This window comes from Microbacterium terrae (assembly GCF_017831975.1).
GTDB classification, from domain to species: domain Bacteria; phylum Actinomycetota; class Actinomycetes; order Actinomycetales; family Microbacteriaceae; genus Microbacterium; species Microbacterium terrae.
The window spans coordinates 2,905,738-2,931,266 of record NZ_JAFDSS010000001.1 but is presented as its reverse complement, the minus strand read 5'-3'; the positions used below and the strand labels follow the sequence as shown (position 1 = coordinate 2,931,266).

General features: G+C 71.3%; 28 protein-coding genes. 11 read left to right on the top strand and 17 right to left on the bottom strand.

The genetic code is table 11. The features are described 5' to 3' along the window. Positions 1-29 precede the first annotated feature (29 nt). Positions 30-416: a DUF2510 domain-containing protein gene (locus JOD63_RS13350; protein ID WP_084613384.1), complete on the bottom strand. Its 387-nt coding sequence runs from the start codon at positions 414-416 to the stop codon at positions 30-32. Positions 417-545: 129 nt separating this feature from the next. On the opposite strand from JOD63_RS13350, the gene JOD63_RS13345 reads away from it, so the two are divergent. After that, on the top strand, positions 546-776 hold the full coding sequence (locus JOD63_RS13345; protein ID WP_045274716.1) for a YkvA family protein: 231 nt from the start codon (positions 546-548) through the stop codon (positions 774-776). A 57-nt stretch (positions 777-833) separates the two neighbouring features. Here the strand turns inward: JOD63_RS13345 and JOD63_RS13340 are convergent, their stop codons facing one another. Then, positions 834-1,346: a hypothetical protein gene (locus JOD63_RS13340; RefSeq protein WP_045274717.1), complete on the bottom strand. Its 513-nt coding sequence runs from the start codon at positions 1,344-1,346 to the stop codon at positions 834-836. Between the two features lie 166 nt (positions 1,347-1,512). Between JOD63_RS13340 and JOD63_RS13335 the strand changes: the two genes are divergently transcribed. Next, positions 1,513-1,947 carry a VOC family protein gene (locus JOD63_RS13335; protein ID WP_045274718.1) on the top strand — a complete coding sequence of 145 codons (435 nt, stop codon included), beginning with the start codon at positions 1,513-1,515 and terminating at the stop codon, positions 1,945-1,947. Positions 1,948-1,972: 25 nt separating this feature from the next. Next, a complete protein-coding gene (locus JOD63_RS13330) occupies positions 1,973-2,905 on the top strand; it encodes a hypothetical protein (RefSeq protein WP_045274719.1) in 933 nt (310 codons plus the stop codon). Positions 2,906-2,932: 27 nt separating this feature from the next. Here JOD63_RS13330 and JOD63_RS18065 read toward each other — a convergent pair whose 3' ends face one another. The 4 genes from JOD63_RS18065 to JOD63_RS13315 form a co-directional block, all read right to left on the bottom strand. Next, the gene (locus JOD63_RS18065; RefSeq protein WP_271180715.1) at positions 2,933-3,064 is read right to left on the bottom strand and encodes a hypothetical protein; all 132 of its coding nucleotides are present in this window, start codon (positions 3,062-3,064) and stop codon (positions 2,933-2,935) included. Beyond that, complete coding sequence (locus tag JOD63_RS13325; RefSeq protein WP_045274720.1) at positions 3,061-3,918, bottom strand: class I SAM-dependent methyltransferase; 858 nt, start codon at positions 3,916-3,918, stop codon at positions 3,061-3,063. The genes JOD63_RS18065 and JOD63_RS13325 overlap by 4 nt, the downstream gene beginning before the upstream one ends. Before the next feature lie 122 nt (positions 3,919-4,040). Then, positions 4,041-5,138: an alpha/beta fold hydrolase gene (locus JOD63_RS13320; RefSeq protein WP_045274721.1), complete on the bottom strand. Its 1,098-nt coding sequence runs from the start codon at positions 5,136-5,138 to the stop codon at positions 4,041-4,043. A 121-nt stretch (positions 5,139-5,259) separates the two neighbouring features. Then, the gene (locus tag JOD63_RS13315) at positions 5,260-6,123 is read right to left on the bottom strand and encodes a serine hydrolase domain-containing protein (protein ID WP_045274722.1); all 864 of its coding nucleotides are present in this window, start codon (positions 6,121-6,123) and stop codon (positions 5,260-5,262) included. Between the two features lie 78 nt (positions 6,124-6,201). Here JOD63_RS13315 and JOD63_RS13310 point away from each other — a divergent pair, with 78 nt between their 5' ends. Further along, positions 6,202-7,005, top strand: coding sequence for an MBL fold metallo-hydrolase (locus tag JOD63_RS13310; protein ID WP_045274745.1), 804 nt, complete (start codon positions 6,202-6,204; stop codon positions 7,003-7,005). A 24-nt stretch (positions 7,006-7,029) separates the two neighbouring features. Here JOD63_RS13310 and JOD63_RS13305 read toward each other — a convergent pair whose 3' ends face one another. Together JOD63_RS13305 and JOD63_RS13300 are read right to left on the bottom strand one after the other, a co-directional pair. After that, positions 7,030-7,530 carry a GNAT family N-acetyltransferase gene (locus JOD63_RS13305; protein ID WP_045274723.1) on the bottom strand — a complete coding sequence of 167 codons (501 nt, stop codon included), beginning with the start codon at positions 7,528-7,530 and terminating at the stop codon, positions 7,030-7,032. A gap of 5 nt (positions 7,531-7,535) precedes the next feature. After that, a complete protein-coding gene (locus JOD63_RS13300; RefSeq protein WP_045274724.1) occupies positions 7,536-7,922 on the bottom strand; it encodes a VOC family protein in 387 nt (128 codons plus the stop codon). A 170-nt stretch (positions 7,923-8,092) separates the two neighbouring features. Here JOD63_RS13300 and JOD63_RS13295 point away from each other — a divergent pair, with 170 nt between their 5' ends. Further along, a complete protein-coding gene (locus JOD63_RS13295; RefSeq protein ID WP_052682401.1) occupies positions 8,093-8,869 on the top strand; it encodes a patatin-like phospholipase family protein in 777 nt (258 codons plus the stop codon). 20 nt (positions 8,870-8,889) lie between these two features. Here the strand turns inward: JOD63_RS13295 and JOD63_RS13290 are convergent, their stop codons facing one another. From JOD63_RS13290 to JOD63_RS13260, 7 genes are all read right to left on the bottom strand, one after another. After that, positions 8,890-9,462: an ECF transporter S component gene (locus JOD63_RS13290; protein ID WP_045274725.1), complete on the bottom strand. Its 573-nt coding sequence runs from the start codon at positions 9,460-9,462 to the stop codon at positions 8,890-8,892. Beyond that, on the bottom strand, positions 9,459-10,331 hold the full coding sequence (locus JOD63_RS13285; RefSeq protein WP_045274726.1) for a siderophore-interacting protein: 873 nt from the start codon (positions 10,329-10,331) through the stop codon (positions 9,459-9,461). The genes JOD63_RS13290 and JOD63_RS13285 overlap by 4 nt, the downstream gene beginning before the upstream one ends. A 28-nt stretch (positions 10,332-10,359) precedes the next feature. Then, complete coding sequence (locus JOD63_RS13280) at positions 10,360-11,220, bottom strand: energy-coupling factor transporter transmembrane component T (protein WP_084613387.1); 861 nt, start codon at positions 11,218-11,220, stop codon at positions 10,360-10,362. After that, entirely contained in the window at positions 11,217-13,025 is a 1,809-nt protein-coding gene (locus JOD63_RS13275; RefSeq protein WP_245244837.1) for an ABC transporter ATP-binding protein, read from the bottom strand. Before JOD63_RS13275 ends, JOD63_RS13280 begins: the two co-directional genes overlap by 4 nt. Positions 13,026-13,173: 148 nt before the next feature. Beyond that, positions 13,174-13,725: an ECF transporter S component gene (locus tag JOD63_RS13270; protein WP_045274749.1), complete on the bottom strand. Its 552-nt coding sequence runs from the start codon at positions 13,723-13,725 to the stop codon at positions 13,174-13,176. Positions 13,726-13,823: 98 nt separating this feature from the next. Continuing rightward, the gene (locus JOD63_RS13265; RefSeq protein WP_045274727.1) at positions 13,824-14,864 is read right to left on the bottom strand and encodes a pirin family protein; all 1,041 of its coding nucleotides are present in this window, start codon (positions 14,862-14,864) and stop codon (positions 13,824-13,826) included. Between the two features lie 7 nt (positions 14,865-14,871). Beyond that, positions 14,872-15,192: a GNAT family N-acetyltransferase gene (locus JOD63_RS13260; protein ID WP_045274728.1), complete on the bottom strand. Its 321-nt coding sequence runs from the start codon at positions 15,190-15,192 to the stop codon at positions 14,872-14,874. Between the two features lie 93 nt (positions 15,193-15,285). Between JOD63_RS13260 and JOD63_RS13255 the strand changes: the two genes are divergently transcribed. Both JOD63_RS13255 and JOD63_RS13250 read left to right on the top strand, forming a co-directional pair. Beyond that, the gene (locus JOD63_RS13255) at positions 15,286-17,946 is read left to right on the top strand and encodes a DEAD/DEAH box helicase (protein WP_045274729.1); all 2,661 of its coding nucleotides are present in this window, start codon (positions 15,286-15,288) and stop codon (positions 17,944-17,946) included. A 306-nt stretch (positions 17,947-18,252) separates the two neighbouring features. After that, on the top strand, positions 18,253-18,789 hold the full coding sequence (locus tag JOD63_RS13250) for a DUF1697 domain-containing protein (RefSeq protein WP_045274489.1): 537 nt from the start codon (positions 18,253-18,255) through the stop codon (positions 18,787-18,789). Positions 18,790-18,861: 72 nt separating this feature from the next. Here the strand turns inward: JOD63_RS13250 and JOD63_RS13245 are convergent, their stop codons facing one another. Beyond that, the gene (locus JOD63_RS13245; protein ID WP_084613347.1) at positions 18,862-21,147 is read right to left on the bottom strand and encodes a glycosyl hydrolase 53 family protein; all 2,286 of its coding nucleotides are present in this window, start codon (positions 21,145-21,147) and stop codon (positions 18,862-18,864) included. Positions 21,148-21,368: 221 nt separating this feature from the next. Between JOD63_RS13245 and JOD63_RS13240 the strand changes: the two genes are divergently transcribed. From JOD63_RS13240 to JOD63_RS13230, 3 genes are all read left to right on the top strand, one after another. Further along, positions 21,369-22,385 carry a LacI family DNA-binding transcriptional regulator gene (locus JOD63_RS13240; protein WP_045274488.1) on the top strand — a complete coding sequence of 339 codons (1,017 nt, stop codon included), beginning with the start codon at positions 21,369-21,371 and terminating at the stop codon, positions 22,383-22,385. Beyond that, positions 22,382-22,666 carry a putative quinol monooxygenase gene (locus tag JOD63_RS13235; RefSeq protein WP_045274487.1) on the top strand — a complete coding sequence of 95 codons (285 nt, stop codon included), beginning with the start codon at positions 22,382-22,384 and terminating at the stop codon, positions 22,664-22,666. The genes JOD63_RS13240 and JOD63_RS13235 overlap by 4 nt, the downstream gene beginning before the upstream one ends. A 70-nt stretch (positions 22,667-22,736) precedes the next feature. After that, a complete protein-coding gene (locus JOD63_RS13230) occupies positions 22,737-22,961 on the top strand; it encodes a three-helix bundle dimerization domain-containing protein (RefSeq protein WP_052682336.1) in 225 nt (74 codons plus the stop codon). A gap of 108 nt (positions 22,962-23,069) precedes the next feature. Here JOD63_RS13230 and JOD63_RS13225 read toward each other — a convergent pair whose 3' ends face one another. Beyond that, entirely contained in the window at positions 23,070-23,297 is a 228-nt protein-coding gene (locus tag JOD63_RS13225) for an RNA-binding S4 domain-containing protein (protein ID WP_045274486.1), read from the bottom strand. 151 nt (positions 23,298-23,448) lie between these two features. Here JOD63_RS13225 and recQ point away from each other — a divergent pair, with 151 nt between their 5' ends. Next, the gene (recQ, locus tag JOD63_RS13220) at positions 23,449-25,470 is read left to right on the top strand and encodes a DNA helicase RecQ (protein WP_045274497.1); all 2,022 of its coding nucleotides are present in this window, start codon (positions 23,449-23,451) and stop codon (positions 25,468-25,470) included. Positions 25,471-25,529 lie beyond the last annotated feature (59 nt).

Sequence of the window (25,529 nt, the reverse complement as noted above, 5' to 3'; positions counted from 1 at the left end):
ACCGTAGTGGGAGGGGCGCCCACTGCCCGTTACAGCTTCTCGAACACCAGGGTCGCCTGGATGCGGTCGCCGCCGCCGAACCCGCCCGTGCCCGACGAGGCGGTCGAGATGGTGTGGAGGCGGTAGCCGAGCGCCGCCTGGTGGTTGATCGCGCGTTCGAGTTCGGTGAGGTTGCCCGAACCCGAGCCGAAGAACTTCTCCTTGAGCACGACCTGCAGAACGACGTAGCTCATGCCCGCTGGGGCGGGTCGCGGCTGGGCGCCGGCGACGGCGTCCGCCTGCGCCCGAGCGATCATGCCGTCGATCCCCGGCGCCTTCGGTGCCGGCGGCTGCAGGTCGTCGGTCCACTTCTGGCCGTCCCACCACCGCATCGTGCCGGTTCCGTCGTCGTACCAGCCTGCCTGTGCATCAGCCACAGCATCCCCGTCTCTCTGCGTCTTCGCCGGCGCCCACGATCGGATCGCGCCGAATGCGCCAACTGTACTGATGCGCAGTCGTGACCCGATGACCGCCGCGACCCGATGCCGGTGCCGCACACTGGACGCATGTGGTGGAGGTTCCTCAAGGCGGTCAAAGACCGGGAGCACCGGGTCGCGCCGATGACGTGGGTCGTCGCGATCTCGGCGGTCGTCTACACGGTCGTCCCGATCGACCTGATCCCCGAGCTCGTCTTCGGCCCACTCGGCTATGCAGACGACCTCGGGCTGTGGGGGATCTTCGCCCTGCTCCTCACGCGCGAGAAGCGGCGCTGGCAAGACGGTCTCGCCGCCGAGTAGACCGGTGCCGGGCGGTTCAGGCGGCGGTCGGCTGGATCGGGCGCGAGATCGCAGGGGTCAGGCGGGCGACACACGCCGGCCGGATGCTCCCTGCACAGCGCTCGCGAGGCCGATGCCGATGAGTCCCACGAAGGCGAGCGCGCTCGTGAAGTACAGCGGGATCGCCCACGGTGAGTAGTCCGCCCCACTGATCCCGTAGGTGTCGGCGAGGCCCATGCCGGCACCGAACGATGCCGCGAAGTATCCGGGCGCGCCGAGCATGAGGAGGAGCAGGTAGGCCACCCCGATGGCGCGCGGCGTCGACGTGCTGACGAAGATCGCCGCCACCAGCACGCCGATGGCGAGCAGTGGGCCGATGGCCACGACGGTGACGGCGACGCCCGGGCTGAGGTTCTCGCCGGCGGCCGCCATGTCGGCGTGGATCTGCTCGAGGCTTGCGCCGGGCACCGCGGCCAGAGGGTTCAGCCAGAAGATCTGCGTCAGCGCGAGGGCGGCATAGGCGCAGACGAGCACGGTTCCGACCGCGGCGACGACGACAGCCCGGCGATGCGAGACACGGATGCTGCTCATCCCCCGAGCGTACCCATGACGACAAGCCGCACCCGGGCAAAGAAGAAGCCCCGACCGTTACCACACGGCCGGGGCGAGACGATTGAGAAGATCGCCTATCCCGTCCACCGTACCGCGGCCGCCTGGGAGGTGTCTCCACGCGCATCGGGTCGCTAGCATGCCGCGTATGCCCATCAAACTCGAGAACGTCGGCATCGCGGTCCGCGACCTCGAGGCGACGATCGCCTTCTTCACCGACCTCGGCCTCACGGTCGTCGGCCGCGACACGGTCAGCGGCGAATGGACCGACACCGCCGTCGGGCTCGACGGCAACCACGCGAACATCGCGATGCTGCAGACGCCCGACGGGCACGGCCTGCTCGAGCTCTTCGAATACATCCACCCCGACGCGATCGAGACCGACCCCACGCTCCCGAACGAGATCGGCATGCACCGGGTGGCGTTCTCGGTGGACGACATCGACGCCGCTCTCGCCATCGCGGCGAAGCACGGATGCTTCCCGCTCCGCGGTGTCGCGCAGTACGAGGATGCCTACAAGCTCACGTACGTGCGTGGGCCGAGCGGCATCCTCGTGATGTTCGCCGAGGCGCTGAGCCGCTGACGCGCTGCTTCGGTAGTCTGCCCCGATGAGCACCGACGCCCGTACCCCGCTGCCCGGCTACGCATGGTTCCTCATCGGCCTGGGCGGTGCGGTCGTGGGACTGCTGCCGTGGCTCGTGACCGGTGCTCGACTGCCGCTGCAGAACCTCGCCGCCGACCAGACGACCACCGACACCCCGTTCGCGCTGCTGCCCTTCAGCCAGTACTTCCTCGCGTCGATCGTCGCGCTGCTCGTCGTCGGCGCGGCAGCCGCGGGCATCGCCGGCCGGACGCTGGCGGATCGTCGCCCCCGCTTCGGCACGACCCTGCTCGTCGGCGGGCTGATGGTCGGCCAGCTGCTCGCCGCGGTGCAGTCGTCGGTCGTGACGATCGGGATGCTCGAGGAGTCGACGCGCACCGCGGTCTACGCCGGCGCGGTCATCGCCGTCATCGTGGTGTCGCTCCTGGTCAGCCTGCTCGTGGTGCTGCTCATCGCCCGCGCGCCGGTTCCGGGTGCCACGATCGCCCTGTCGATGAGCGCGATCGTCTCGGCAGGGTGGGTCGGAGTGGCCCTCCGCGACGTGATGACCTACGGTCCGAACGAGCTGACGCAGGTGCTCCTGACGATCCTGCGCTGGATGCCTGCGGTGCTGGTCGGCTGCGCGATCGCCTGGTGCGGCTTCCGCTCGATCGGCCGGGTCATCGCCGCGGTCGTGAGCCTGCTCGCGCTGTGGATCGGCCCCGCGTTCTTCACCGCGGTGTCTGCGGCGGCGGGCACCCGCGTGCTCGCGCCGTACCCGGCCGAGATGGCCGAGTACGGCGTGCAGGTGTTCCTCATGGCCCTCACGATGCCCGAGCTCGTGATCCCGCCCCTGATCGTGGCGCTCGTCGTCGGCGTCGTCGGATCGCTGCTGCTCGCGCGCCGCCGCACCCTGCGCACCCGGGATGCGACCGAGCCGAGCCCCGCGCTCGCCGACTGAACGGGCGCGGGGCGCCGACGGGCGTCGTCACGGCAGTGGATGCCGGGTGTCGTAGCTTCGGAGCGTGGGCAGCGGACTCCGCGAGTCCCGGACGACCGCGACGACGGCGCAGACTCCGCCGGCGAGGCCGAGGGCCAGGACGGCGATCGCCAGGATCATGACCTCTCCTCGCGACGTTTCGCGGTGACGAGCAGGTACTCCCACGACATCGCGCCGCCGTCGAGGTACCGGTCGCCGAGCGCGGCGAGGTCTGCGTCGAGTGCGGCGACCTGGTCGGGGTCGTCGCCGATGTGGCGGTAGACCGCGATGGTGGGGCCGTAGGTCGCCTTGAAGAAGTCGCGGAACGCCGCCCCGTTGGGGAATCTGTCGACCACCAGCACCTGCTGATGGGCGACGAGCTCGTCGACACGATCGCCGAACAGGTCGCGCACGTGCTCGACGCTTCCCCACAGCGGGGCCGGCGAAGCACCGGGAGGAGCCGCCGGCGCGTATGGCTTCATCGTCGCGAACAGCGTGCCGATGAAGCCGCCGGGGGTCCAGCTGAGGACCCCGATCGATCCGCCCGGACGACACACGCGGAGGAGCTCGTCGGCTGCCAGCCGGTGGTGCGGGGCGAACATCACGCCGATGCTCGACATGACGACATCGAACTCGGCGTCGGCGAACGGCAGGGCCTCTGCGTCGGCGGTCTGCCAGGTGAGCTCGAGGCCTTCGGCTGCAGCCTTCGCGCGTCCGACCTCGAGGAGCTCGGGGGTGAGATCGGTGGCGACGACGTCGGCGCCGCGCCGTGCGGAGGGGATCGCCGATGTGCCGGTGCCGGCGGCGACGTCGAGGACGCGTCGGCCGGGCTGCACGTCGAGCGCTTCGACGAGGATGCCGCCGAGCGGATGGACGACCTCGTCGGCGACGGCGGGGTAGTCGCCGGCCGCCCACATCGCGGCGTGCTTCGCCTTGAGTGCGCGGTCCTCATCGGTGGCGGTGATGGTGGCGGTGGTGCTGGAAAAGGATGACATCTGATCCCTCTTTCTCGGTTGATGCACCCAAGGTAGGAATCACGCACACGGGGTGGCATCGGCGCCGACGCGTAACGCCGGCTTCCGCGCCGCGGTCTCGTGGCGGCTGACGCGTACGCGCTCTACGCGCTCGGTGCGCTGGACAGCAGTCGCGCGACGGCGGCGGTGCGAGCGGTCCGCCCGCTCAGCCCGAGCTTGGCGTACAAGTTCTGCAGATGGCGCTCGACCGTGCGCACCGAGAGGAAGAGCTCGGCGGCGATGGCGTCGTTGTCGTAGCCGGTCGCGGCGAGCCGCAGGATGTCGAGTTCCCGCGGCGAGATGAGGGCGGCGACGTCGTCGTCGGCAGCCTCGATCGGGATCTGCCTGTCGGGCTCGATGAATTCGGCGATCTCTCTGACGAACGCCGGCCAGGCGGGCTCATCGGCGAGCACGATGTGGTTGTTGCTGTCGAGACCCACGAGGCGCGCCCCGCGGATGCCGGCTGCCAGGTGCCGGGCGTGGTGGAACTCGTTCATCTGATCGCCACGGCTGTGGATGACGAGGGTCGGAAGGTCCAGTTCCCCCAAGCGCCAGGTCGAGTCCTCGACCTGGCGCTGCGTGCGCGAGATGACGGCGGTCTCGGTGTCGCATGCGCGCTGCTGCAGGTCGTCGAGCCAGCGCATCTGCTCTTCGGTGCCGCCGGGGATCATCATGCTGCTGAACACGCGACGAAACTCCGACGTCGGTCTCGCCCAGCCCACTTTGATCAGCGCCTCGAACGCCGCGAGCAGTTCGAGCTCCTCGGGCGTCGCCGCCGCCTGCGCGCCCGAGTAGCTGCCGTAGAAGACGAGCCGGGTGAGACGCTCCGGATGACGCGCCGCGTACTCGATCGCGACCGGGCCGCCCTGGGCCATGGCCAGGAGGGCGAACCGGTCGAGACCGGCATCCTCCACGACCGCCTCGAGATCGGCCACGCGCGCCGGAAGGCTGTGGTCGGTGACATTGCGGTCGGACAGGCCGTGCCCGCGCTCGTCGTAGCGGATGACGGTCGCGATCTTGCCCAGCTCGACGAGGTAGTGGCGCCAGACGGGGCTCTCCCAGTCGAACTGCAGGTGGCTCAGCCAGCACGCGTCGATCAGCAGCGGCGGGCCCGATCCGTGGACCGCGTAGGCGATGCCGACGCCGTCTGCAGAGCGCGCGAAACGGATGTCTTGCACGACGTCCGCCCGGTGCGCGTCCACGGCGACATCATAGGAGCCGCGCGTGTGCGGCGCATCGGGGTCATCTCCCCACGAGTACGCCGACTACTGCGCGCGGGTGCGCCGCTGGCTCTGATCGCCGGCGGCGTGAAGCCCGTCGGTCTCAGGAATCGAGGGTCTCGACGACGGATGCCGCCAGCGCGTCGGCACCGAGATGATCGGCGGCGGTGACGGTGACCACCGCGTCGCCCGAGAAGATCAGCATCTGGCCGTAGGCGCCGTGCAGCCGCCACGCCGAGCCCGGGCCACCCCACCCCGCGAGGGCGTAGCGGTCGTAGTCGGGGTTCTCGCCGGCGACCACCCAGTCGGAGCTCATCGCATCGACCCATCCGGCCGACACCAGCTGCTCGCCCTGCCACCGGCCGCGGTCGCGGATGAGCCGGCCGATTCGGGCGAGCTCATCGGTTCGCAGTGCCAGGCCTCCGCCCGCCTCGATGTAGCCGTTCGGGCAGCGCGCCCACACGACGTCGGAGATGCCGAGCGGATCGAACAGCCGGGGAGCGAGGTAGTCGACCACGTCGCCGACGCGATCTGCGAGCACGCGCATCGCGACGTAGGTGCTCGCGCTCGAGTACTGGAACACGCGCCCGCGGGAGGGTCGCCCGAGGAACTCGACCGCGAGGTCGGGCCAGTCGGTCATCATCGTCTCCGACCACGGCAGGTCGATTCCGCTCGACATGCTCAGCAGCTGGCGGAGCGTGATCTGGTCGACCCCGTCGCCGAGGGCGACACCCGGGAAGGCGTCTGCGATCGGCTCGTCGAACGACAGCATCCCCTCGTCTGCCGCGATGCCGGCCGCGATGACGCAGATGCCCTTCGCCGCCGAGTGGATGTCTTCGCGCACGTCGGGCGCCCAGCGGTGCGCCGCGGTGTCGTCGCCGACGAGCACATGGAGCCCGTGTGCGCCGAATCCGGATGCCGCGACCTCGTCCACGATGCGGTCACGGACGGTCTGCGCGCGGGTCATGCCTCCATTCTGCCGCGCCCCCTGGCCCGCTCTTCCGCGCCGAACTATGGTGAGGCCGGGCAGACGAAGGGCGTGCAGATGCTGACACGGATCGCCGATGGCGTGCTCGTTCACGAGAGCGAGTTCATCCAGAGCAACACGACCGTCGTGGTGGGTGCGGCCGGGGTGCTGCTCATCGATCCCGGCATCACGCGCGACGAGATGGCGCACCTCGCAGGCGACCTCCGGCAGATCGGGCTGCGCGTCGTGGCCGGGTTCTCGACGCATCCGGACTGGGATCACGTGCTGTGGCACACCGACTTCGGGGCCGCTCCGCGCTACGGCACCGCCGCGTGCGCGGCATCCATCCGCGAGGTGCTCACCCACCCCGACTGGGTCGCCGAAGTGGCCGAAGGGCTTCCTCCGGAGCACGCCGACGAGATCCCGATGGAGCTGCTGGGGGAGATCACCGCGCTGCCGACGGGCACGACGGAGGTGCCGTGGGACGGACCGACGGTGCGGATCATCGAGCACCGCGCCCACGCCCCCGGCCACGCGGCGCTGCTCATCGAGGAGAGTCGGGTGCTCGTGGCGGGCGACATGCTGTCGGACACGCTGATGCCCTTCCTCGACCTGCAGGCGGAGCATCCGATCGCCGACTACCTCGCCGCCCTGCGGCTGTTCGACGACGTCGCCGGCGAAGCGGACGCCGTCATCCCCGGCCACGGATCGGTCGGCGACGCGGCGCAGCTGCGCACCCGCATCGACCAGGACCGCGCGTATGTCGAGGCCGTCCGCGACGGGGTGCCCGTCGATGACGACCGAGTCGGTCAGAACGCGCCGCTGGAGTGGCTCGTCGACGTGCACGACTGGCAGGTGCAGCGCCTCGCCGGGCGTGATTAGGCGGGCGTGATCAGTCGGGCGACATCAGTCGGACGACGGATGCTGCGCCGTCAGGTCGTACGCCAGCACGTTCTCGCCCCACATGACTCGGCCGGTGTCGGTGAACCCGTACCCGAGGTAGAACCCGCGCGGCGAGCCGGGCCCGTCGGAACAGCTGGTGAAGAGCACCTCGGCGTTCGGGCGGGTGCGCACGTAGGCGATCACGGCGTCGAGGGTGGCCGTGCCGTACCCGCGGCGCTGCGAGCCCTCGTCGATGAGCAGCTTCCAGAGGAAGTAGGGGCCGACGAGGTCGTCGTCCATCGGCTGGGGGATGTTGTCGCTGATCATCGTGAAGCCGACGAGCTTGCCGCTGTCGTCGTCGTGCACCGCCCACATGCGCGGCATCGCCCGTGCGTCTTCGACGGCCTCCTCGAAGATGTCCTCCATCGAGTTGAGGTACTTCTCCTGACCGGGGCCTCGGCGCAGGTGCGCCACCGACCTTCGATCGGCCTCGGTCACCACGTCGCGCAGTCGCACCCGCCCCATCGCCCTCACCCTCTCCGGTGTTCGGCCCAGCCCGACCAGTCCGCCGCGTCGATCACGCAGAAGCGGTTGCCCTCGGGGTCTTCCATGATCACGTAGTCGGCGTCGACGGGACGCTTGTCCCAGTGCACCTCGCGAGCGCCGAGCCGGGTGAGGCGTGCGACCTCGGCCGCCTGATCGTCGGCGTACAGATCGAGGTGGATGCGCGGGGGCAGCACGCGCTCCGAGGGCTGGGCGTCGAGCGAGACGCTCGGACCGGGGCCGTCGGGCGGATGCAGCAGCGCGAAGTCCACGTCGATCGGCTCGCGCACCACGTAGGCGAGCGCCCGCGACCAGAAGTCGATCTGAGCAGCCAGATCGACCACGCGGATGACGACGGATCCGACGATCAGCACGCCTCGACGCTACGGCCGCGGTCACCGGCGGGCAAGGCCCCGCGTTCGTGAAGGCCGACTCACCACCCCTGGCAGCCAGCAGGGCGGGCGTCGATACCGACCGCGGCCAGGGTTTTCCCATGCCTCGGTGCTAGATTTCCGCGGTAGCCCGAGCGGAAGAAGAGGCCGACGTGACAGACGACAGCACCCTCGGTCTGACCCTCGGCGGCGGAGGCGCTTTCGGCGCCGCGCACGTCGGCGTGCTGCAGGTGCTCGAAGAGCGCGGCATCCGTCCGGGCATCGCCACCGGCACCAGTTCGGGCGCGCTCGTCGCCGCCGCATACGCCGCCGGGTTCGACGCCGCGCAGATCGACCGGGCGGCGCGAGGATTCCGGTGGAGCAGCATCGCGCGGCTGTCGTTCGCGCCCCGGTGGGGTCTGCTCGACACCCACGCCGTCACCGACTCGCTGCGCGAGATCACCGGCGGCGATCCGCTCATCGAAGACCTGCCACGCAGCTTCGGCGCGGTCACGACCGACGTGCGCACGCGTGAGGCGCTGACGATCGACAGCGGCCCGCTGAGCACGGCGCTGCGCGCGACGATCGCGGTTCCCGGCCTGCTGCCGCCGGTGCGGGTGGCCGGCCGACTGCTGGCCGACGGCGGCATGGTCGACAACGTGCCCGTCGCCGCGACCCGCGCTCTGGGCGCGGACCGCGTGATCGTCGTGCGCCTGCACGCCAAGTGGGAGAACGTGCGCATGATGCGCACCGTCACCCGCACGGCCGACCTGGTCGGCGATCCGTCGGTGGTGCTCATCCAGCCCGAGATGGAGCGCATGGCGCAGTGGACGATGTCGGACGTGCCGCGCCTCATCGCAGAAGGACGCCGCGCCGCGACGGTGGCGCTGGATGCGGCAGCCGCACGGGAGCAGGATGCCGCGGGCGCGGCATCCGTCGCCCTCATCTAGGCCGTCCGCGCGGCGGAGTGTCAGTGCTGGCCCGCCGGACCGCTGCCCGCGCCGAGTCCGCGCCCGGCGAGACCGCGCCGCCGCGCGAGCTTGGCGACACCCGCTGCACGCAGCCGGTCGCCGACGAAGATGCCGATCGCGGTGCCGCCCACGCAGCTCACCACGGTGAGCGCGAAGAAGCCGATCTGGGTGCCCAGCGGCATCGTCCACAGGTCGAACGAGACGGCGGCGAGGATCGGGTACAGGATGCCGACGAACACCGCTCCGGCGTAGTACTGCCACGTGCGCCACGAGCGATAGATCGCGAGGAGGAAGGGCAGCTCGGCGAAGAACGCCCACCACAGGTTCGTGAACAGGTACGGGAAGACGACGAGACCCGAGATGAGGCCCACGAGCAGACCCGCTGCCGGGCGCTCGAGCAGCCGCAGCGCGACGACCGCAGGAAGCAGCCACAGGCCGGCGAGCGCGACCGAGATGAACGGCACCGCGGCGAACAGCACCGTCGAGAGGGCCGTCGCACCCCACAGGAGCACGCCGCCCGCCACGCCGATCGCGGCGCAGGTGAGGAGATAGGCGGTGGTGACGCGGCTCATGCGTGTGCTCCTGCGGGTGCGACCTGGGACTTGGGAGTGGGGGATGCCGCGCCGACCCGCCAGTAGCCGCAGAAGCTCACGGCGTCTTTGGCGAGGCCGCGGTCGCCGACGAGGTGCCGGCGGGCGTCGGTCGGGAGGGCTTGCTCGCCGGCGATGAAGGCGTGCGGGGTTTCGGGGAGGGTCGCCTCCTGCAGCGCCCGCAGGGCGAGCGTGCCCGGCTTGGCGTCGTGGTCGCGCGTGATGAAGCGCACCTCGACACCGGTGGGGTGCTCGAAGGCGAGGGCATCCTCGTCGGACGGCACCTCGATGATCGCGATGCCCGTCGCGGTCGCAGGGAGCGATGCGCAGATGCCTGCGACGGCCGGCAGCCCGGTCTCGTCGGTGACGAGCACGACCCGATCTGTGCCGCGGGCCGGGTTGAAGGCCAGACCCTCGTCGATGATGACCACGCTCTCGCCGACCGTGCACGCCTCGGCCCAGCGTGACGCCGGACCCGCGGTGCCGTCGGCCGCCGAGCCGTGCAGCACGAAGTCGACGTCGATCTCGGCCCCGGCGTCGGCGGTCGCCGCACGGTACGCACGCACGGTGTAGTTGCGCATCACCGGCCGCATCCCGTCGGGGATGCGCAGGTACTTGAGGTACCCGAACATCTTGTTGGCCTTCGCCGGCAGCCGGTCGAGCCCCTCGTCGCCGCCGAGCGGCAGGAACAGCCGGAACCACTGGTCGTAGCCGAGCGGGCGGAACCGCTCGATCTCGCCTCCGCCGAGCGTCACACGCATCCAGTGCTTCGACAGCCGTTGCGTTCGCAGCACCGTCAGATGCAGGAGTTCCTGCGTCTCGGGCTTCACCAGTCGACTCGCGAGAGCCATGCGTCCTCCAGGGGGTGGGGTGGAGGGCCTACGCGAGGCCCCAGGGGAAGAAGAACCAGAAGATCGCCGCCGACGCCGCCCAGAACAGCACGGTGAAGACGACGTCGCGGGTGCGGAACGGCACGAGGTGGCGTTCCGTGCGGTCGGGGAATGCGCCGAACGCGCGCGAATCCATCGCCAGGGCGACCCGCTCGGCGTGACGGATGGCGCCCGCCAGCAGCGGCACGATGTATCCGAACCAGCGCGCAACCCCGGCGAACGGACCGCGCCCGCCATGGGCGCCGCGCACCCGGTGCGCCTGACGGATCACATCGAGCTCATAGGCGAACCGCGGCACGAAGCGGAACGCGGCAAGCGCGGTGTACCCGATGCGGTACGGAACGCGCAGCTGCTGCACGCTCGCCCGCACGAGGTCGGGCCCGGTGGTCGACAGCCCGGCGATGAAGGTGAGCGCGACGATCGCGGCCAGGCGCAGGCCGGTGGCGAAGCCCACCTCGAGGGCGCCGCCGTAGAGGATCCAGCTGCCGATCTGCCAGACCACGACCGACTGATCGACCTTGTCGGGGTCGGTCCACAGGGCGAAGCTGAACCCGATCACCAGTGCCCCGATCGGGAGCGCCGCGAACAGGATCAGCAGGCGCCGGTCGAACGACACCCCGACCAGGAGCAGCGCCGCTGCCAGCACGAGGAACGCGGTGGGCGTCTGCAGATCGCGCACGAACACGAGCAGCGCCATGGCCGGGATCGGCGCGGCGAGCTTCGCGAGCGGGTTGAGGCCGTAGAGGAACCGCGCCGGCGACGCTGTCGCGCGGTCGGCGTACGGGTCGAGCGGCAGGTTCGTCTGCGGGGGTTGCTGTTGTTGCTGCTGCTGCTGCGGGGCGGCGGTCATGCGCGACCTCCGGGGAGCGTGAACGCGGGTGCGGATGCCGGGGTGGCGGGGGCTTCTGCCGCGGCCGCAGGTGTGACCGTGAGCGCGGCGGGCAGGTCGCCGAGACGGGCGATGCGCGCCAGGTCGGGATGCCGCGTCAGCCCACCGAGCGCACGCCGCAGCGGCGGCAGGCGCAGGCCCGCTCCCTCGATGAGCTCCGCGTCGGCGAACACCTCGGCAGTGGGGCCGGCCGTGCGGACGCGGCCGTCGGCGAGCACGACCGTTCGGACCGCGTGCTCGGTCACGAGCTGCATGTCGTGGGTGACGACGATAATCGTCGTGCCGTCGGCGTTGAGCTCTTCGAGGAGGGTGAGCAGCTCGTCGGCGCGGGCGCGGTCCTGCCCGAAGGTGGGCTCGTCGAGCACGAGGATCGACGCCCCCGCCACGAGTGCCGTGCCCACGGACAGTCGGCGCTTCTGCCCGCCCGACAGCAGGAACGGGTGGGAGTCGGCCTTGTTCTCGAGGCCGAAGCGCACGAGCAATGCCTCGGTGCGCTCGCGCACCTCGTCGTCGGCGAGGTGCTGCAGCCGCAGGCCGTGCGCGATCTCGTCGAACACGGTGTGGGCGATGAATTGGTGCTCGGGGTTCTGGAAGACGAAGCCCACCTGGCGCGACAGCGTGCGCGCATCGGTGCGTGCGACATCCACGCCGCCGATCCGGATCGTTCCGCGCGGGATGGGCACGACTCCGGCGATCGCCTGGATGAGGCTCGTCTTGCCGGCGCCGTTCGCGCCGACGACGGCGACGAACTCGCCCGCGGCGACGTCGAGCGAGACGCCGTGGAGCACCTCGGTGCGTCCGCGGCGCAGGGTGAGGTCACGCACCGAGATGATCGGGGGGTTCGCGGCTGGCGGCGCCTCGACGGGCTCGGCGACCGGGGTGGCCTCGGCGACCGGGGTGTTCGTGGTCCCCGAGGTCGTCGAGGGGCCCTCGGCCGCCTCGAGCGCTGCATGCAGCTCGCCCGGTGACAGCGGCAGCGGGTCGAGCGCGTAGCCCGCCGCTCGCAGGCGCAGGGCGGCGAGAGCCGACACCGGTAGCCACACGCCCATGCGGTGCAGCTCGTCGGCGCGGTCGCGCAGCACCGCGTCGACGGTTCCGTCGGCGGCCAGCATCCCGTCCTGGTCGAGCACGATCACGCGGTCGACGAAACCGACCGCGGCATCGAGGTTGTGCTCCACGAGCAGCACGGCGCGATCGCCTGCGGCCACCACCTCGGCGAGGGCCGCGTACGTCTCCTCGATGCCCTGGGGGTCGAGGTTCGCGGTGGGCTCGTCGAGCACGAGCAGCGGAGACCCCATCGCCAGGGCGCACGCGATGGCGAGACGCTGGCGGCCGCCGCCCGAGAGCCGGTCGGGGTTCTCGCCGCGCCGTTCCCACAGCCCCACCCGGCGCAGCGCGACCTCGGCGCGGGCGAGCACCTCGGCCACCGGCATCCGGAGGTTCTCGACGCCGAAGGCGACCTCGTCGAAGAGGGTGCCGGTGACCAGCTGCGCATCGGGGTCCTGGAACACCATGCCGACCTGCGTGCTGAGCGCCGCGACGGTGGTGGCCCGGGTGTCGACGCCGGTCACCTCGACCGCGCCGTGCAGTGCGGCGGGCACGGCGTGCGGGATGAGTCCGTTGAGCGCCAGCGTCAGCGTCGACTTGCCCGACCCGCTGGGGCCGAGCAGCAGAACGACCTCGCCGGGGTGCAGATCGAACGTGACGGATGCCGGTGCCGGCGTGCTCTCGCCGTCATGGGTGATCGCCAGGTCGCGGACGCGCAGGAGCGGCGCGGGTGCGTCGTCGCTCGTCGCCGCGGTGGGGGAGGACCAATCGGCGGCGGGTTCGCGCTCGAATGCGGTCACGGGGATTCCCTGCAGGAGTGAACTTAGCCACTCCTAACTTAGCCGACCCTAAGCGGCGGCGGGAACATCAGGCTCGCGGCGACCGTGCCACTCCGGCGCGGCGCAGCGCCGAACCCACGCCCAGGCCGGCCGCCGTCCACAGCACGGGACCCACGATGAAGAGCGAGACGTAGACGATCTGACCCCACACCGGGAACCGCGAGACGTCGGCGGCGAACCAGATCGCCGCGGCGATCACGGCTCCCACGATCACGGCCGAGAGGTAGAACCGCCAGGCATCCCATCGCCGATAGCGCGACAGCGCGGCGATCCCTTCCTGCAGGCCACCGATCAGCAGGGCCGTGCCGATGTACCGGCCGATCCACACGGGGGCGACCGCGCTCGCGACCAGAGCGGCGATCACGTGCGTGATGAGCGCGACCCACGGTGCGCGCAGCACCGCCTGGCCGATCACCCCGGGAAGCACGTGCGTGCCGAGGACGAGTCCGTAGAGCAGGGGCACGGTCGCCGAGACGACGCCGCTCACGGCGCCCGCCGCGATCTGCACAACCCCCGTCGCAACCCCGATCGCCGCGCACGTGAGCAGAACGCTCGTCGAGAGTCGGGATGATCGGGCCACCTGCACACACTACTTGGCGCAGGCGGCGTCGGCGTTCCGACGTGAAGCGCTCGCCCGGGCGACGCCGGCGCTCGGCGAGCGGCCGCCGAGCGGTCCGGTCAGAAGCGGCGCGTGCGGCGGGTGAGGCGCACCGCGGGCATCGGCGGCGCCGGGATGCGCACGTCGTCGTGCCCGTCGACGGTGCCGAACCGTGGTGAGCGCGCCTCCCAGTCCTCGCGCGCCGCGACGATCTCGTCGTGCGAGCGGCCGACGAAGTTCCACCACATCACGATGTCGTCTTCGAACGGCTCGCCGCCGAGCACGAACAGGGTCGCTCCGGCGGTGCTCGCGACCTCGACGCCGTCGCGTCCTTGGCCGAGGTACAGCAGGCGGTCGGCACCGACCTCGATCGCGTCGGGTCGATCGTCCGGCGCGTCGGACGGCTCAGCACCGTCGGAATCGACCGGCACGTCGACGGATGCCGCGACCGCGAGGTCGCCGTCGACGCCGACGATCGCGTACTCCCAGTCCTCGCGCAGCGGCAGGCGCACGGTCGAGCCCGCAGGCACGCGCACCTCGACACCGGCGATCGGCGTGTACACGGTCGCGGGCGAGGTGGCACCGGCGAACTCGCCCAGCACGACCACCGCATCGGCGGGCTCGCCGACCTCGGCGTCGAGTCGCACCTCGGGGAGCGACGCGTGCTGCTCGAACGTCGGGCCACCGTGCCGGCGGTCTTCGGGCAGCGCGACCCACAGCTGCAGGGCGTCGAGGGGCACAGCATCCTCGCCCACGGAATACTCCGAATGGGCGATGCCGGCGCCGCTCGTCATGAGGTTCAGGGCGCCGCGGCGCACCTCGACGTCGCTGCCGATCGAGTCGCGATGGCGCACGCGACCCTCGAACGGCCAGGTGACGGTCTGCAGCCCGACGTGCGGATGCGGCTCGACCCGCATCGTCGTCACCTGCGGGCCGAACCGATCGAGGAAGCACCACGCGCCCACCATCGGCAGGTCGCGCTGGGGGAGCGCTCGCCGCACCGACATGGCGCGGACCCCGCCGAGCGGCACCTCGCGCGCCTCGAGCAGCAGCGCCTGGGGGCCGATGCAGTCGGTCTTCACGTCGGTGGTGACCGCGCCGTCGGTGTCGAGTCGGGTCATCGCGGGCTCATTCGGGGTGCGGCTTGTGGGGCCACTCGACCGAGAGCCCGGGAACGTCGTGGGTCTCGAGGTACTTCGAGACCACCGGGCAGTGCGGCACGACGGTCTCGCCGCGCCGGGCGGCGTCGGCCATCGCCTCGGCCACGACGATCTGCGCGAGTCCGCGGCCACGGAAGGCCGGGTCGACCTCGGTGTGGGGGAAGAGGAGGCGTCCGCGCGCGTCGGCGCGGAACTGCGTGAACCCCGCGAGCACGTCGCCGAGGTGCACCTCGTAGCGGTGGTCTTCGTCGTTGCGCGAGACAGTGGGCTGGTCGTCGGTGTCGGTCATCGGCATCCTTCCGTCGCTGCCTTCAACGTACGGGGCGCGGCGGCGATTCCGCCACCGCGACCGGCCGTGCGGTCGGGATGAGAGAGTGGGGGAATGCCTCTCTCCCTGCTCGACGCCGTGCCCCGCGGCGCCGACGCCGACTCCGCCTACCTCGGCTTCGTCGAGTGGGCGGAAGACCGCGGTCTCACGCTGTACCCGGCGCAGGACGAGGCGACCATCGAGATCGTCTCAGGCTCGCACGTCGTGCTCTCGACGCCGACGGGCACGGGCAAGTCGCTCGTCGCGATCGCCGCGCACGCCGCGTGCCTCGCCCGCGACGGCCGCAGCTACTACACGGCGCCGATCAAGGCGCTGGTGAGCGAGAAGTTCTTCGCCCTCGTCGAGGTGTTCGGCGCCGAGAACGTCGGCATGGTCACGGGCGACTCGTCGGTGAACCCCGATGCGCCGATCGTGTGCTGCACCGCCGAGATCCTCGCGAACCTCGCGCTCCGTCACGGCGTCGATGCCGACGTCGACCAGGTCGTCATGGACGAGTTCCACTACTACGGCGACCCCGAGCGCGGCTGGGCGTGGCAGGTGCCGCTGCTCACCCTTCCTCGGGCGCAGTTCATCCTCATGTCGGCCACCCTCGGTGACGTGACGACGATCGCCGACGACCTCGAGCGCCGGACCGGTCGCGCGGTCGCCCTCGTCACCGGCGTCGAGCGTCCGGTGCCGCTGCACTTCTCCTATGAGCGGCGTCCGGTGCAGGACGTGCTCACCCGCCTCCTCGACGGGCTCGAGGCGCCGGTGTACATCGTGCACTTCTCACAGGCTGCCGCGATGGAGCGTGCACAGGCGCTCGCCAGCATCCGTGTCGCCTCCCGCGAGCAGCGCGACGCGATCGCCGAGACGATCGGCGGGTTCCGCTTCACGACCAGCTTCGGCAAGACGCTCTCGCGGCTCGTGCGCGCCGGCATCGGCGTGCACCACGCGGGCATGCTGCCCCGCTACCGCCGCCTCGTCGAGACGCTCGCCCAGCGGGGACTCCTCAAAGTCATCTGCGGCACCGACACGCTGGGGGTCGGCATCAACGTGCCGATCCGCACGGTCGTCATCACGGCGCTGTCGAAGTACGACGGCACACGGATGCGCCAGCTCAGCGCCCGCGAGTTCCACCAGGTGGCGGGCCGCGCCGGCCGCGCCGGCTACGACACCTACGGCAACGTCGTGGTGATGGCGCCCGAGTGGGAGATCGAGAACGCCGTCGCGCTCGCCAAAGCCGGCGACGATCCGGCCAAGCGGAAGAAGATCGTGCGCAAGAAGGCGCCGACGGGCGTCGTCAACTGGGGCGAGGGCTCGTACGAGCGGCTCATCGAGGCGCAGCCCGAGCCGCTCGTACCCCACATGCAGCTCACCGCCGCGATGCTCATCAACGTCATCGCCCGCGGGGGCGACGCGTTCGCCGAGGTGCGCTCGCTCGTCTTCGACAACCACGAGCCGCGCGCCCGCCGGTACGAGCTGGCCCGCCGTGCGATCGCGATCTTCCGCACGCTGGTCACCGCCGGCGTGGTCGAGATCGACCGGTCGGGGCCGCGGCCGAGCATCCGTCTCACCGTCGACCTGCAGCCGAACTTCGCCCTCAACCAGCCGCTGTCGCCGTTCGCGCTCGCCGCCATCGGGCTGCTCGACCCCGACGACGAGGCCGCGGGCGGCCCGTGGCGCGTGCAGAACTCCACAGATCCCGCAGCAGCCGGCTCTCTCGCCGCCGACGCGGCCGAAGCAGGCACGGATCCGTGGAGTTCTGCGCGGGCCGCGGCACCGACGGGGTCCGCGCCGGCTGCCCGCACGTCGGTCGGCACCGGCCACTACGCGCTTGACGTGGTGAGCATCATCGAGTCGACCCTCGACGACCCGCGCGCGATCCTCTCGCAGCAGGAGTTCAAGGCTCGTGGCGAAGCGGTCGCGGCGATGAAGCGCGACGGCATCGAGTACGACGAGCGCATGGAGCTGCTCGAGGCGATCACGTACCCGAAGCCGCTCGACGAGCTGCTCGCTCAGACCTACGAGGTGTTCGCGTCGAGCCAGCCCTGGGTGCGCGACTTCGAGCTGAGCCCCAAGTCGGTCGTGCGCGACATGTTCGAGCGGGCGCTGTCGTTCGCCGAGCTCGTCAACATGTACCAGCTGGCCCGCAGCGAAGGCCTCGTGCTGCGATACCTCAGCGACGCGTACCGGGCGATCCGCCAGACCGTGCCGGCCGAGGCGCAGACCGAGTCGCTGCACGACCTGGTCGCCTGGCTCGGCGAGCTCGTGCGCCAGGTCGACTCGAGCCTCGTCGACGAATGGGAGGCGCTCGCCAACCCGTCGGCCGACCCCGAGGACGTCGTCGTGCCGCCCGCGCCGCCGTCGGTGCTCACCAACCGCCGCGCCTTCCTCGTGCTCGTGCGTAACGAGCTCTTCCGCCGGGTTCAGCTCGCCGCACTGCAGCGCGACGACGAGCTGGTCGAGCTCGACCCCGACGTCGACTGGCCCACCGCCCTCGATGCGTACTACGACGACCACGACGAGGTGCTCACCGGTGGGGCGGCGCGCTCGCCGCGTCTGGTCGAGATCGACGAGACGGATGCCGCGGCATCCGGTCTCTGGCGCGTCGAGCAGATCATCGACGACCCCGCCGGAGACCACGACTGGCGCATCCGCGGCGTCGTCGACCTCGCCGCCTCCGAAGAGGAGGGCACCGCCGTCGTGCGCGTCACCGAGGTCGTTCGGCTGTAGTCCGGTGGGGCTGCCCGCGGCGGGGTCTGGGGTGGCTCGACGTGGATCCGGGCACTCCGGAGCGCTCCGGAGTGCCCCGAGACGCGACACCCGTGCCTAATGCAGGACGAATGCGCGGGCCTCGTGCGCGAGCCGCGTGATTCCGAGGCTTGCTGATGTGCTCGCAGTTTTCATCCTGCGTTAGGCACAGGAGTGGGGGGTGCGACGGGGGCGGGCGGGCTCCCGGGCCCAGGCGCCTGCGGCGGTGGTCGGAGTCGGACGCCCGCGGCGGTGGCCGGCGTCGGACGCCTGCGGGAGGATGGCGGGGTGCCCACCTACCTGGCGTTCCTGCGTGCGATCAACCTCGGCGCGAAGCGGGTCTTCCCCAAAGACGACATCCGCCGTGCGGTCGAAGACGCGGGATTCGACGGCGTGCAGACCCACATCAACACCGGCAACGTGAGGTTCGAGTCGCGCATGCGCTCGACCTCGCGCATCGAGGCCGCGCTCGAGTCGGCGTTCGCCGCCGACCGGGGGTTCGAGGTGCCGACGATGGTCTACACCGCGCGGGAGATCGCGTCGATCGCCGAGGATGCGCGCGCCCTCGATGCGGAGCATCCGGATCTCGCCCGTCACTACGTCTACTTCGTGAAAAACGCCCCGTCGGCGGAGCTCACCGCGCAGATCGAGGCGACGGCGACGGATGCCGGCGAGATGGTGGTGCGCGGTCGCGCGGTGCACGCCCTGCTCGGCCCCGGCTACCAGGACGGCAAGGTCGACCCGCTCCGCGCGGCGAAGCTGATCGAACCGACGACGAGCCGCAACGTCACCGTCGTGTACGCCCTCGCCGACAAGTGGTGCTGATCGGACGACCGGGGAGCGCACAGAGTCGCGGCCCCCACGCGTTCGGGTCGCGTGGGGGCCACTCGGGGGCGGTCAGCAGGCGCGGGGGTGCGCCGGCTTTCCGGGCTGGGTGTGGCCGACGGTCCCGGGCTTCCCGGGCTTGCCAGGCTCGGTCGGCTTCTCCGGCTTCGTGGGCTTCTCGGGCTTCGGAGGCTTCGGCTTCTCGAGCTTCTTCAGCGCCTTCTCGACACCGTGGGTCGCCTTCTTGACGTCCTTCGCGGTCGCCTGTGAGCCGGCGAGCACGACCTCGCCGATCGCGACGGCCTCGTCGAGGGCGGCGACGGACTTCTCGGTGTAGAGCGTGCGGTCGACGGATGCCGCGGCATCGAGCGCCGCCGACAGCGCGCTCTTGTCGACCGAGCCGCCGCCCACCGATGCAGCATCCACCAGGCGCACCTCATCGAGCACACCCCAGGCGCCGCCGGCGAGCGCGAAGTCGGCGCGCACCTCGACGGTGCCGTCGGCGCCGACCACCACGCCCGCCACGGTCGCCGTGTCGAACGCGTTCCACTGCGTGAACGACAGCGGAGCGCTCCAGCTGCCGGCGGACGTCGTCGCCGTGAGCGTGCGGGTGTCGGTCGCCGGGCTGTTGGTCCCCTGCGTGGTCGCGGTGAGCACGTACTCGCCGGCAGGCACCCCCGTGATCGTCTGCGCGGCCGAGACCGAGTAATCCGATCCGTTCCAGAACGTCACCGCGAAGTCGCCGGCGAACGCGTCGCTCGTCTCGGTGCGCGCGGCGGGCGCGGTCAGGGTCCAGGCGCTCATGTCGGCGTCTTCGAACCCGGGGTTGACGACGAAGTTCTCGGCGACGACGTCGATCGTGGCGGTGACGTCGAGGCCCGAGGCGGTCGTGCCGGGGATCTCGTACGAGCCCGGTCCGCGGATCCACGCGAGGGCGCCCGACCAGGTGACCGGATCGGCGACGGTCGACCCGTCGTTGTAGGTCACTGTGATCGTGGCGGGCAGCTCGATCGGATCGCCGTCGTTCACCTCGACCGCGACCTGCTCGACCGACACGATCTCGAGCGGGGCGACGGCGCCGGTGTAGACGTACTGGAAGGTGCGCAGCGACTCGAGCGGCGTGCCGTCCCAGGCGAACAGCGACTGGTTGTCCCACGCCGAGCCGCCGTAGTACTCGCCGACGTGACCGGGGTCGTAGTCGCTCGCGGCGCTCGTCGCCCAGCCCGAGCCGAACTCCTCCCACAGCAGCGCGTTGGCCTCGTACTGGTCGGCCGGGCCGACGGGCAGCCACGCGGGCTCCCAGTAGTACACGCCGATGCCGGCGTCGCCGACGGCGGCGACCGCGGCGATCACATCGCGCAGCTCCCAGGCCTGGCCCTGCACGCTCACCGGGTACTGGCTGGTGGTGCCGCCCGAGCCGATGACGTTCGCGTAGCCGTCGCCGTCGTCGAGAGTGCGCGCCCACGACGTCTCGGCGACCATGACCTGCTTGTCGTACGTGGTCGCGATGTCGGTGAGCACTGCGGTGAGGTTGTCGGTGGTGCCGTGCCAGTACGGGTAGTACGAGCTGGCGAACACGTCGTAGTCGACGTCGAAGGCGTCGAGCCCGGCGGCATAGGTGGCGTATCGGCCGGCCGTTTCGGGGTTGGTGAAGTGCACGGCGACGAGGGCGTCGGGCAGCACTTCGCGCACGGCCTGCGAGCCCGCGTCGATCAGCGCCGCGAACTGGGCGTCGATCTCGCGCCCGGCGCGGGTGTGGCCGGCGATCGCGTTGTTCGTCTCGTTGCCGATCTGCACCATCTCGACGTCGACGCCGGCGTCTTCGAACGACTGCAGCGCGTCCGCGGTGAAGTCGTGGAGTGCGGTGACCGTCTCGGCATCCGTCAGCCCCTCCCAGGCCTTGGGTGCGAGCTGACGCGCGGGGTCGGCCCAGAAGTCGGAGTAGTGGAAGTCGACCAGCACGCCCAGGCCCGCCGCCGTGGCGCGCTCGCCGATCTCGACGGCACGGTCGGCGTCGACGTTGCCGCCTCCGTAGCCCTGGCCGGTCTCGTCGTACGGGTCGTTCCAGACGCGGATGCGCACGGAGTTCACGCCGTTGTCGGCGAGCACGTCGAACAGGTCGGCCGGCTGGCCTGCCTCGTCGCGGAACACCACACCGCTCTCTTCGAGCGACAGCACCGTCGACACGTCGACGCCGTGGAGGAAGTCGGGGGAGAGCCCGTCGACCTTGTCGACGAAGATGCCGGCGTCGACTGCCGTGTCGTCGGCTGCGACGGCCGCCGAGGTGGGGATGGCGATCGCGACGGCGACGCCTGCCGCGATCGCGGCTGCGCTCCTTCGCCTGCTGCGCGTGTGCATTCGGAGGTCCTCTCGGGTCGGCGGCTTCGCGGCCCGCCGCCCGAAGGCGCGGATCGCGTCACTGCGATACTGTGTGCGCTCCCAGTTCTAGCACAGTGCATGGCGGAGAGGAATGGTGATGTCGGTATGCGGATGCTGGCATGCAGGGCTCGGAGCGCTCCCAGCCGTCGCGGGGAGATGCCCGTGATTCTCGGCATCCCGGCATCTCTAGACTGGGTCTCGTGACCGACCGAGTGCCGCGACGGCGCCCCACGATCGAGGACGTCGCGCGCGAGTCGGGCGTCTCTCGGGGCACCGTGTCGCGCGTCCTCAACGGCGGGCACTGGGTGAGCGGCGAGGCGCGCGCCGCGGTGGAGCTCGCGATCGTCAAGACCGGCTACCGCATCAACGCGCACGCACGCAGCCTGGCGACGGCGCGCGGCGACTCCGTCGCATTCCTGCTGACCGAGTCGCAGGACCGCCTCTTCGAGGACCCGAACTTCTCCACGCTCATGCGCGCGGCCGCCGACGCCCTCGCCGAGCGCGACATCGCGATGGTGCTGCTCATGGCGGGCTCGCCCGACGAGCAGCGGCGCGCCTCGGAGTTCATCCGCACCGGCCGCGTCGACGGCGCCCTGCTCGTCTCGTCGCACGCCGAGCACCTCGGGTTCCTCGAAGACCTCGTCGGCGGCGGAGTGCCGGTGATCGCCTGCGGCATCCCGCTCGGTTACGAGCGACGGATCGGCTACGTCGCCGCCGACGACGTGGAGGGCGCGCGGCACATGGCCGCATACCTGCGCGACGGCGCCGGACGCGAGCGCATCGCGATGATCGCAGGCCCGCAGGACACCTCGGGAGGGCGCGGGCGCCTCGCCGGTTTCCGCGACGAGCTCGGCGGTGTCGACGATGCGCGCATCGCGTACGGCGACTACTCGCGCGAGTCGGGCCGGCGGGCGATGGCGCAGCTGCTCGAGACCGCCCCCGACCTCGACGCCGTGTTCGCGGCCAACGACGTGATGGCGGCCGGCGCGATCGACGCCCTCCATGCGGCGGGGCGGCGCGTGCCGCAGGATGTCGCCGTCGCCGGTTTCGACGACGCCCCGATCGCCACCCGGGTGAGCCCGGGCATCACGACGATGCACCAGCCCTTCGGCCGCATCGCCCGCGAGATGGTGCGGATGCTGCTCGATGTGATCGAGGGGCGACCTGCCGGACGACTGACGCTGCCGACCGAGCTCGTGAAGCGCGAGTCGGCGTGACCCCGGTGAGCCTGACCGGCCGGCTCGTCTGCGCCACGCGGGCCGACGCCGATCTGGTCGAGCAGCTGCTTCCCGACCACATCGCCCTCACCCGCGCCGAGCCCGGATGCCTGTCCTTCGCCGTGACGCGGCGAATCGACGAGCCGCTGGTCTGGGATGTCGACGAGCTCTTCGACGGCGAAGGCTCCTTCCGCGCGCATCAGGCCCGCGTCGCGGCGAGCGAGTGGGGCCGTCGCACCGCGGCGATCCGGCGTGACTACGTCGTGGTCGGGCTCGGCTGACCGGCATCCGATTCCGCACGGGATCGGCGGATCTCGCCCCGATCGCGTCGAAAAGGCGCATCCTGGAAGGGTGAGCGTCACCAATCCGGTGAGCGAGTACGAGGCGCTGCTCTATGTCGTCGATCGCCTCGCGCAGCGCTTCCCCGACGTCGATGAGGACTCGATCACGACTCTCGTGGTCGAGCAGTTCGAGCGCCTCGACACCGCCCGGCTGCGCCAGTTCGTGCCGGTGCTGGTCGAGGGAGCGGTGATCCGGATGCTGCGCCCGAAGCCGAGCCCGAGCCCTCAGCCGTAGCCCGAACCCCAGCCCGATTTCGCCTCGGGCTCGGTAGGTTCGCCGGTCGGCTGCTCCGGATCGGCCATCGTCGCCTTCTCGACGAGGCGGAGGATGCCGCGGCCGGGGCTACGGGCAGACGCGGACCCTGCGCTCCTCGAACTCGACGATGTCGCCGTGCTGCAGCTGCCTGCCGCGTCGGCGGTCGACCTCGCCGTTCACGGTCACATAGCCGTCGATGATGGCCTCTTTGACGTTGCCGCCGGAGTCGAGCAGCCCCGCGAACTTCACGAACTGTCCGAGGCGGATGCCGTCGCTGCCGATCGGGACGTCTTCGATCGGAGCCGGATTCGTCATGCCCGAAATGCTAGCCGACGCCGTCAGGGATCGTCGGTCTCCGGTGCGCGCCCGGCCGGGCCCTTCCTCCCCAGCAGTCGGCCGCCGGATCATCATCGACAGGATCGCATCGCGCCCCGGCAGGTCGGACCCCGCGACTACCCTGGTGCGAGTGAGTGATCCGCAGGCCGACCCGTATGCCGACCTCGTGTGGGATCCCGACGAGTACGGTCCGCCGCTCGACGAGTTCGCCCCGCCGGAGGACGGCTGGGTCGCGCCCGCCGACCCGCAGTCGCGCGGCGGATACGTGGCGACCGGCCCGCGCACCGCCTCGGTGCCGCAGGCAGCCCGGGCCGCGGCATCCACCCCCGCCCGCGATTTCACGGGTGCGGATGCGCGTGCGGTGCTGCACGAGGTGTACGGCTTCGATGCGTTCCGCGGCGACCAGGGCGAGATCGTCGACCATGTCATCGCCGGTGGCGATGCGGTGGTGCTCATGCCCACCGGTGGCGGCAAGAGCGTCTGCTACCAGGTGCCCGCCCTCGTGCGCCCGGGCACCGGCCTCGTCGTCAGCCCGCTCATCGCGCTGATGCACGACCAGGTCGACGCGCTCGTCGCGAACGGCGTGCGCGCCGCGTACCTCAACTCGACGCAGCAGCCGCAGGAGCGCGCGGCGGTGGAGCGCGCGTACCTCGCGGGCGAGCTCGACCTGCTCTACGTCGCACCCGAGCGCCTCAACACCGAGCCGATGCTGCGGTTCCTCGCGCAGGGCGCGCTGAGCGTGATCGCGATCGACGAGGCCCACTGCGTGTCGCAGTGGGGCCACGACTTCCGGCCCGACTACCTCGCCCTCGGCGCGCTCGCCGAGCGGTTCCCCGGAGTGCCGCGTCTCGCCCTCACCGCGACGGCGACGCCGGCCACCCACCGGGAGATGACCGAGCGGCTGCAGCTGCCGCAGGCACGCCACTTCGTGTCGAGCTTCGACCGGCCGAACATCCAGTACCGCATCGAGGCGAAGTCCGACCCGCGTCGGCAGCTGGTGCGCTTCATCCGGTCGATGCCCGAGGGTGCCGTCGGCATCGTCTATGCGCTCAGTCGCAAGTCGGTGGAGCAGACCGCCGAGTTCCTGAGCGCGCAGGGCGTCGACGCGCTGCCGTACCACGCGGGCCTTCCGGCTGAGACGCGGGCGGCCAACCAGTCGCGGTTCCTGCGTGAAGACGGCGTGGTGATGGTCGCGACCATCGCGTTCGGCATGGGCATCGACAAGCCCGACGTGCGCTTCGTCGCCCATATCGACCTGCCGAAGTCCGTCGAGGGCTACTACCAGGAGACCGGGCGCGCGGGCCGCGACGGCGACCCGGCCATCGCCTGGATGGCGTACGGCCTCGGCGACGTCGTGCAGCAGCGCCGCATGATCGATCAGTCGCCCGGCGACCGCGCGTTCAAGACCCGCCTCGGCCAGCACCTCGACGCGATGCTCGCCCTGTGCGAGACGGTCGGATGCCGCCGCCAGAACCTGCTCGGCTACTTCGGTGAGGACTCCACGCCGTGCGGCAACTGCGACACGTGCCTCGAGGCCCCCGAGACATGGGACGGGCTGATCCCCGCGCAGAAGCTGCTGTCGACCATCGTGCGGCTCCAGCGCGAGCGCGGTCAGTCGTTCGGCGCCGGTCACCTCATCGACATCCTCCGTGGGGCGTCGACCGACCGCATCCGTCAGCAGGGCCACGACAAGCTGTCGACGTACGGCCTCGGCGCCGACCTCAGCGAGCAGGACTGGCGCAGCGTCATCCGGCAGCTGCTCGCTCGCGGCATCCTGGTCGCGCAGGGCGACTACGGCACGCTCGCGCTCGGCGAGCCGGCAGGGGGCGTCCTGCGCGCCGAGACCCCGGTGCCGCTGCGCCGCGACGCGATCGGGCGGTCCAGCGGCGTCGCCCGGGTGCGCAAGTCATCGGCGCCCGACACCCTCGCCGAGGGCGACCGCGACATGTTCGAGTCGCTGCGCGAATGGCGGGCGAGCGTCGCGCGCGAGCTCGGCGTGCCGGCCTACATCGTGTTCGGCGACGCCACGCTGCGCGCGCTCGCCGAACAGCGCCCGGCGAGCCTCGCCGACCTCGACGGCATCACCGGTATCGGCGCCAAGAAGCGCGAGGCGTATGGCGAGGCTGTGCTCGAGGTGATCGCCGCGGCCTGACCCCGCGTCGCCGCCGAGGTGATCGGCGCAACCGCAGGGCAGTGATCGGCGCATCCGCA

What these genes read in the sequence shown, in the direction of transcription:
- JOD63_RS13345 (WP_045274716.1), top strand. Translation starts at nt 546, where the DNA reads ATGTGGTGGAGGTTCCTCAAGGCGGTCAAAGACCGGGAGCACCGGGTC.
- JOD63_RS13340 (WP_045274717.1), bottom strand. Translation starts at nt 1,346, where the DNA reads ATGAGCAGCATCCGTGTCTCGCATCGCCGGGCTGTCGTCGTCGCCGCG.
- JOD63_RS13335 (WP_045274718.1), top strand. Translation starts at nt 1,513, where the DNA reads ATGCCCATCAAACTCGAGAACGTCGGCATCGCGGTCCGCGACCTCGAG.
- JOD63_RS13330 (WP_045274719.1), top strand. Translation starts at nt 1,973, where the DNA reads ATGAGCACCGACGCCCGTACCCCGCTGCCCGGCTACGCATGGTTCCTC.
- JOD63_RS18065 (WP_271180715.1), bottom strand. Translation starts at nt 3,064, where the DNA reads ATGATCCTGGCGATCGCCGTCCTGGCCCTCGGCCTCGCCGGCGGAGTC.
- JOD63_RS13325 (WP_045274720.1), bottom strand. Translation starts at nt 3,918, where the DNA reads ATGTCATCCTTTTCCAGCACCACCGCCACCATCACCGCCACCGATGAG.
- JOD63_RS13315 (WP_045274722.1), bottom strand. Translation starts at nt 6,123, where the DNA reads ATGACCCGCGCGCAGACCGTCCGTGACCGCATCGTGGACGAGGTCGCG.
- JOD63_RS13310 (WP_045274745.1), top strand. Translation starts at nt 6,202, where the DNA reads ATGCTGACACGGATCGCCGATGGCGTGCTCGTTCACGAGAGCGAGTTC.
- JOD63_RS13305 (WP_045274723.1), bottom strand. Translation starts at nt 7,530, where the DNA reads ATGGGGCGGGTGCGACTGCGCGACGTGGTGACCGAGGCCGATCGAAGG.
- JOD63_RS13290 (WP_045274725.1), bottom strand. Translation starts at nt 9,462, where the DNA reads ATGAGCCGCGTCACCACCGCCTATCTCCTCACCTGCGCCGCGATCGGC.
- JOD63_RS13285 (WP_045274726.1), bottom strand. Translation starts at nt 10,331, where the DNA reads ATGGCTCTCGCGAGTCGACTGGTGAAGCCCGAGACGCAGGAACTCCTG.
- JOD63_RS13280 (WP_084613387.1), bottom strand. Translation starts at nt 11,220, where the DNA reads ATGACCGCCGCCCCGCAGCAGCAGCAGCAACAACAGCAACCCCCGCAG.
- JOD63_RS13265 (WP_045274727.1), bottom strand. Translation starts at nt 14,864, where the DNA reads ATGACCCGACTCGACACCGACGGCGCGGTCACCACCGACGTGAAGACC.
- JOD63_RS13260 (WP_045274728.1), bottom strand. Translation starts at nt 15,192, where the DNA reads ATGACCGACACCGACGACCAGCCCACTGTCTCGCGCAACGACGAAGAC.
- JOD63_RS13255 (WP_045274729.1), top strand. Translation starts at nt 15,286, where the DNA reads ATGCCTCTCTCCCTGCTCGACGCCGTGCCCCGCGGCGCCGACGCCGAC.
- JOD63_RS13245 (WP_084613347.1), bottom strand. Translation starts at nt 21,147, where the DNA reads ATGCACACGCGCAGCAGGCGAAGGAGCGCAGCCGCGATCGCGGCAGGC.
- JOD63_RS13225 (WP_045274486.1), bottom strand. Translation starts at nt 23,297, where the DNA reads ATGACGAATCCGGCTCCGATCGAAGACGTCCCGATCGGCAGCGACGGC.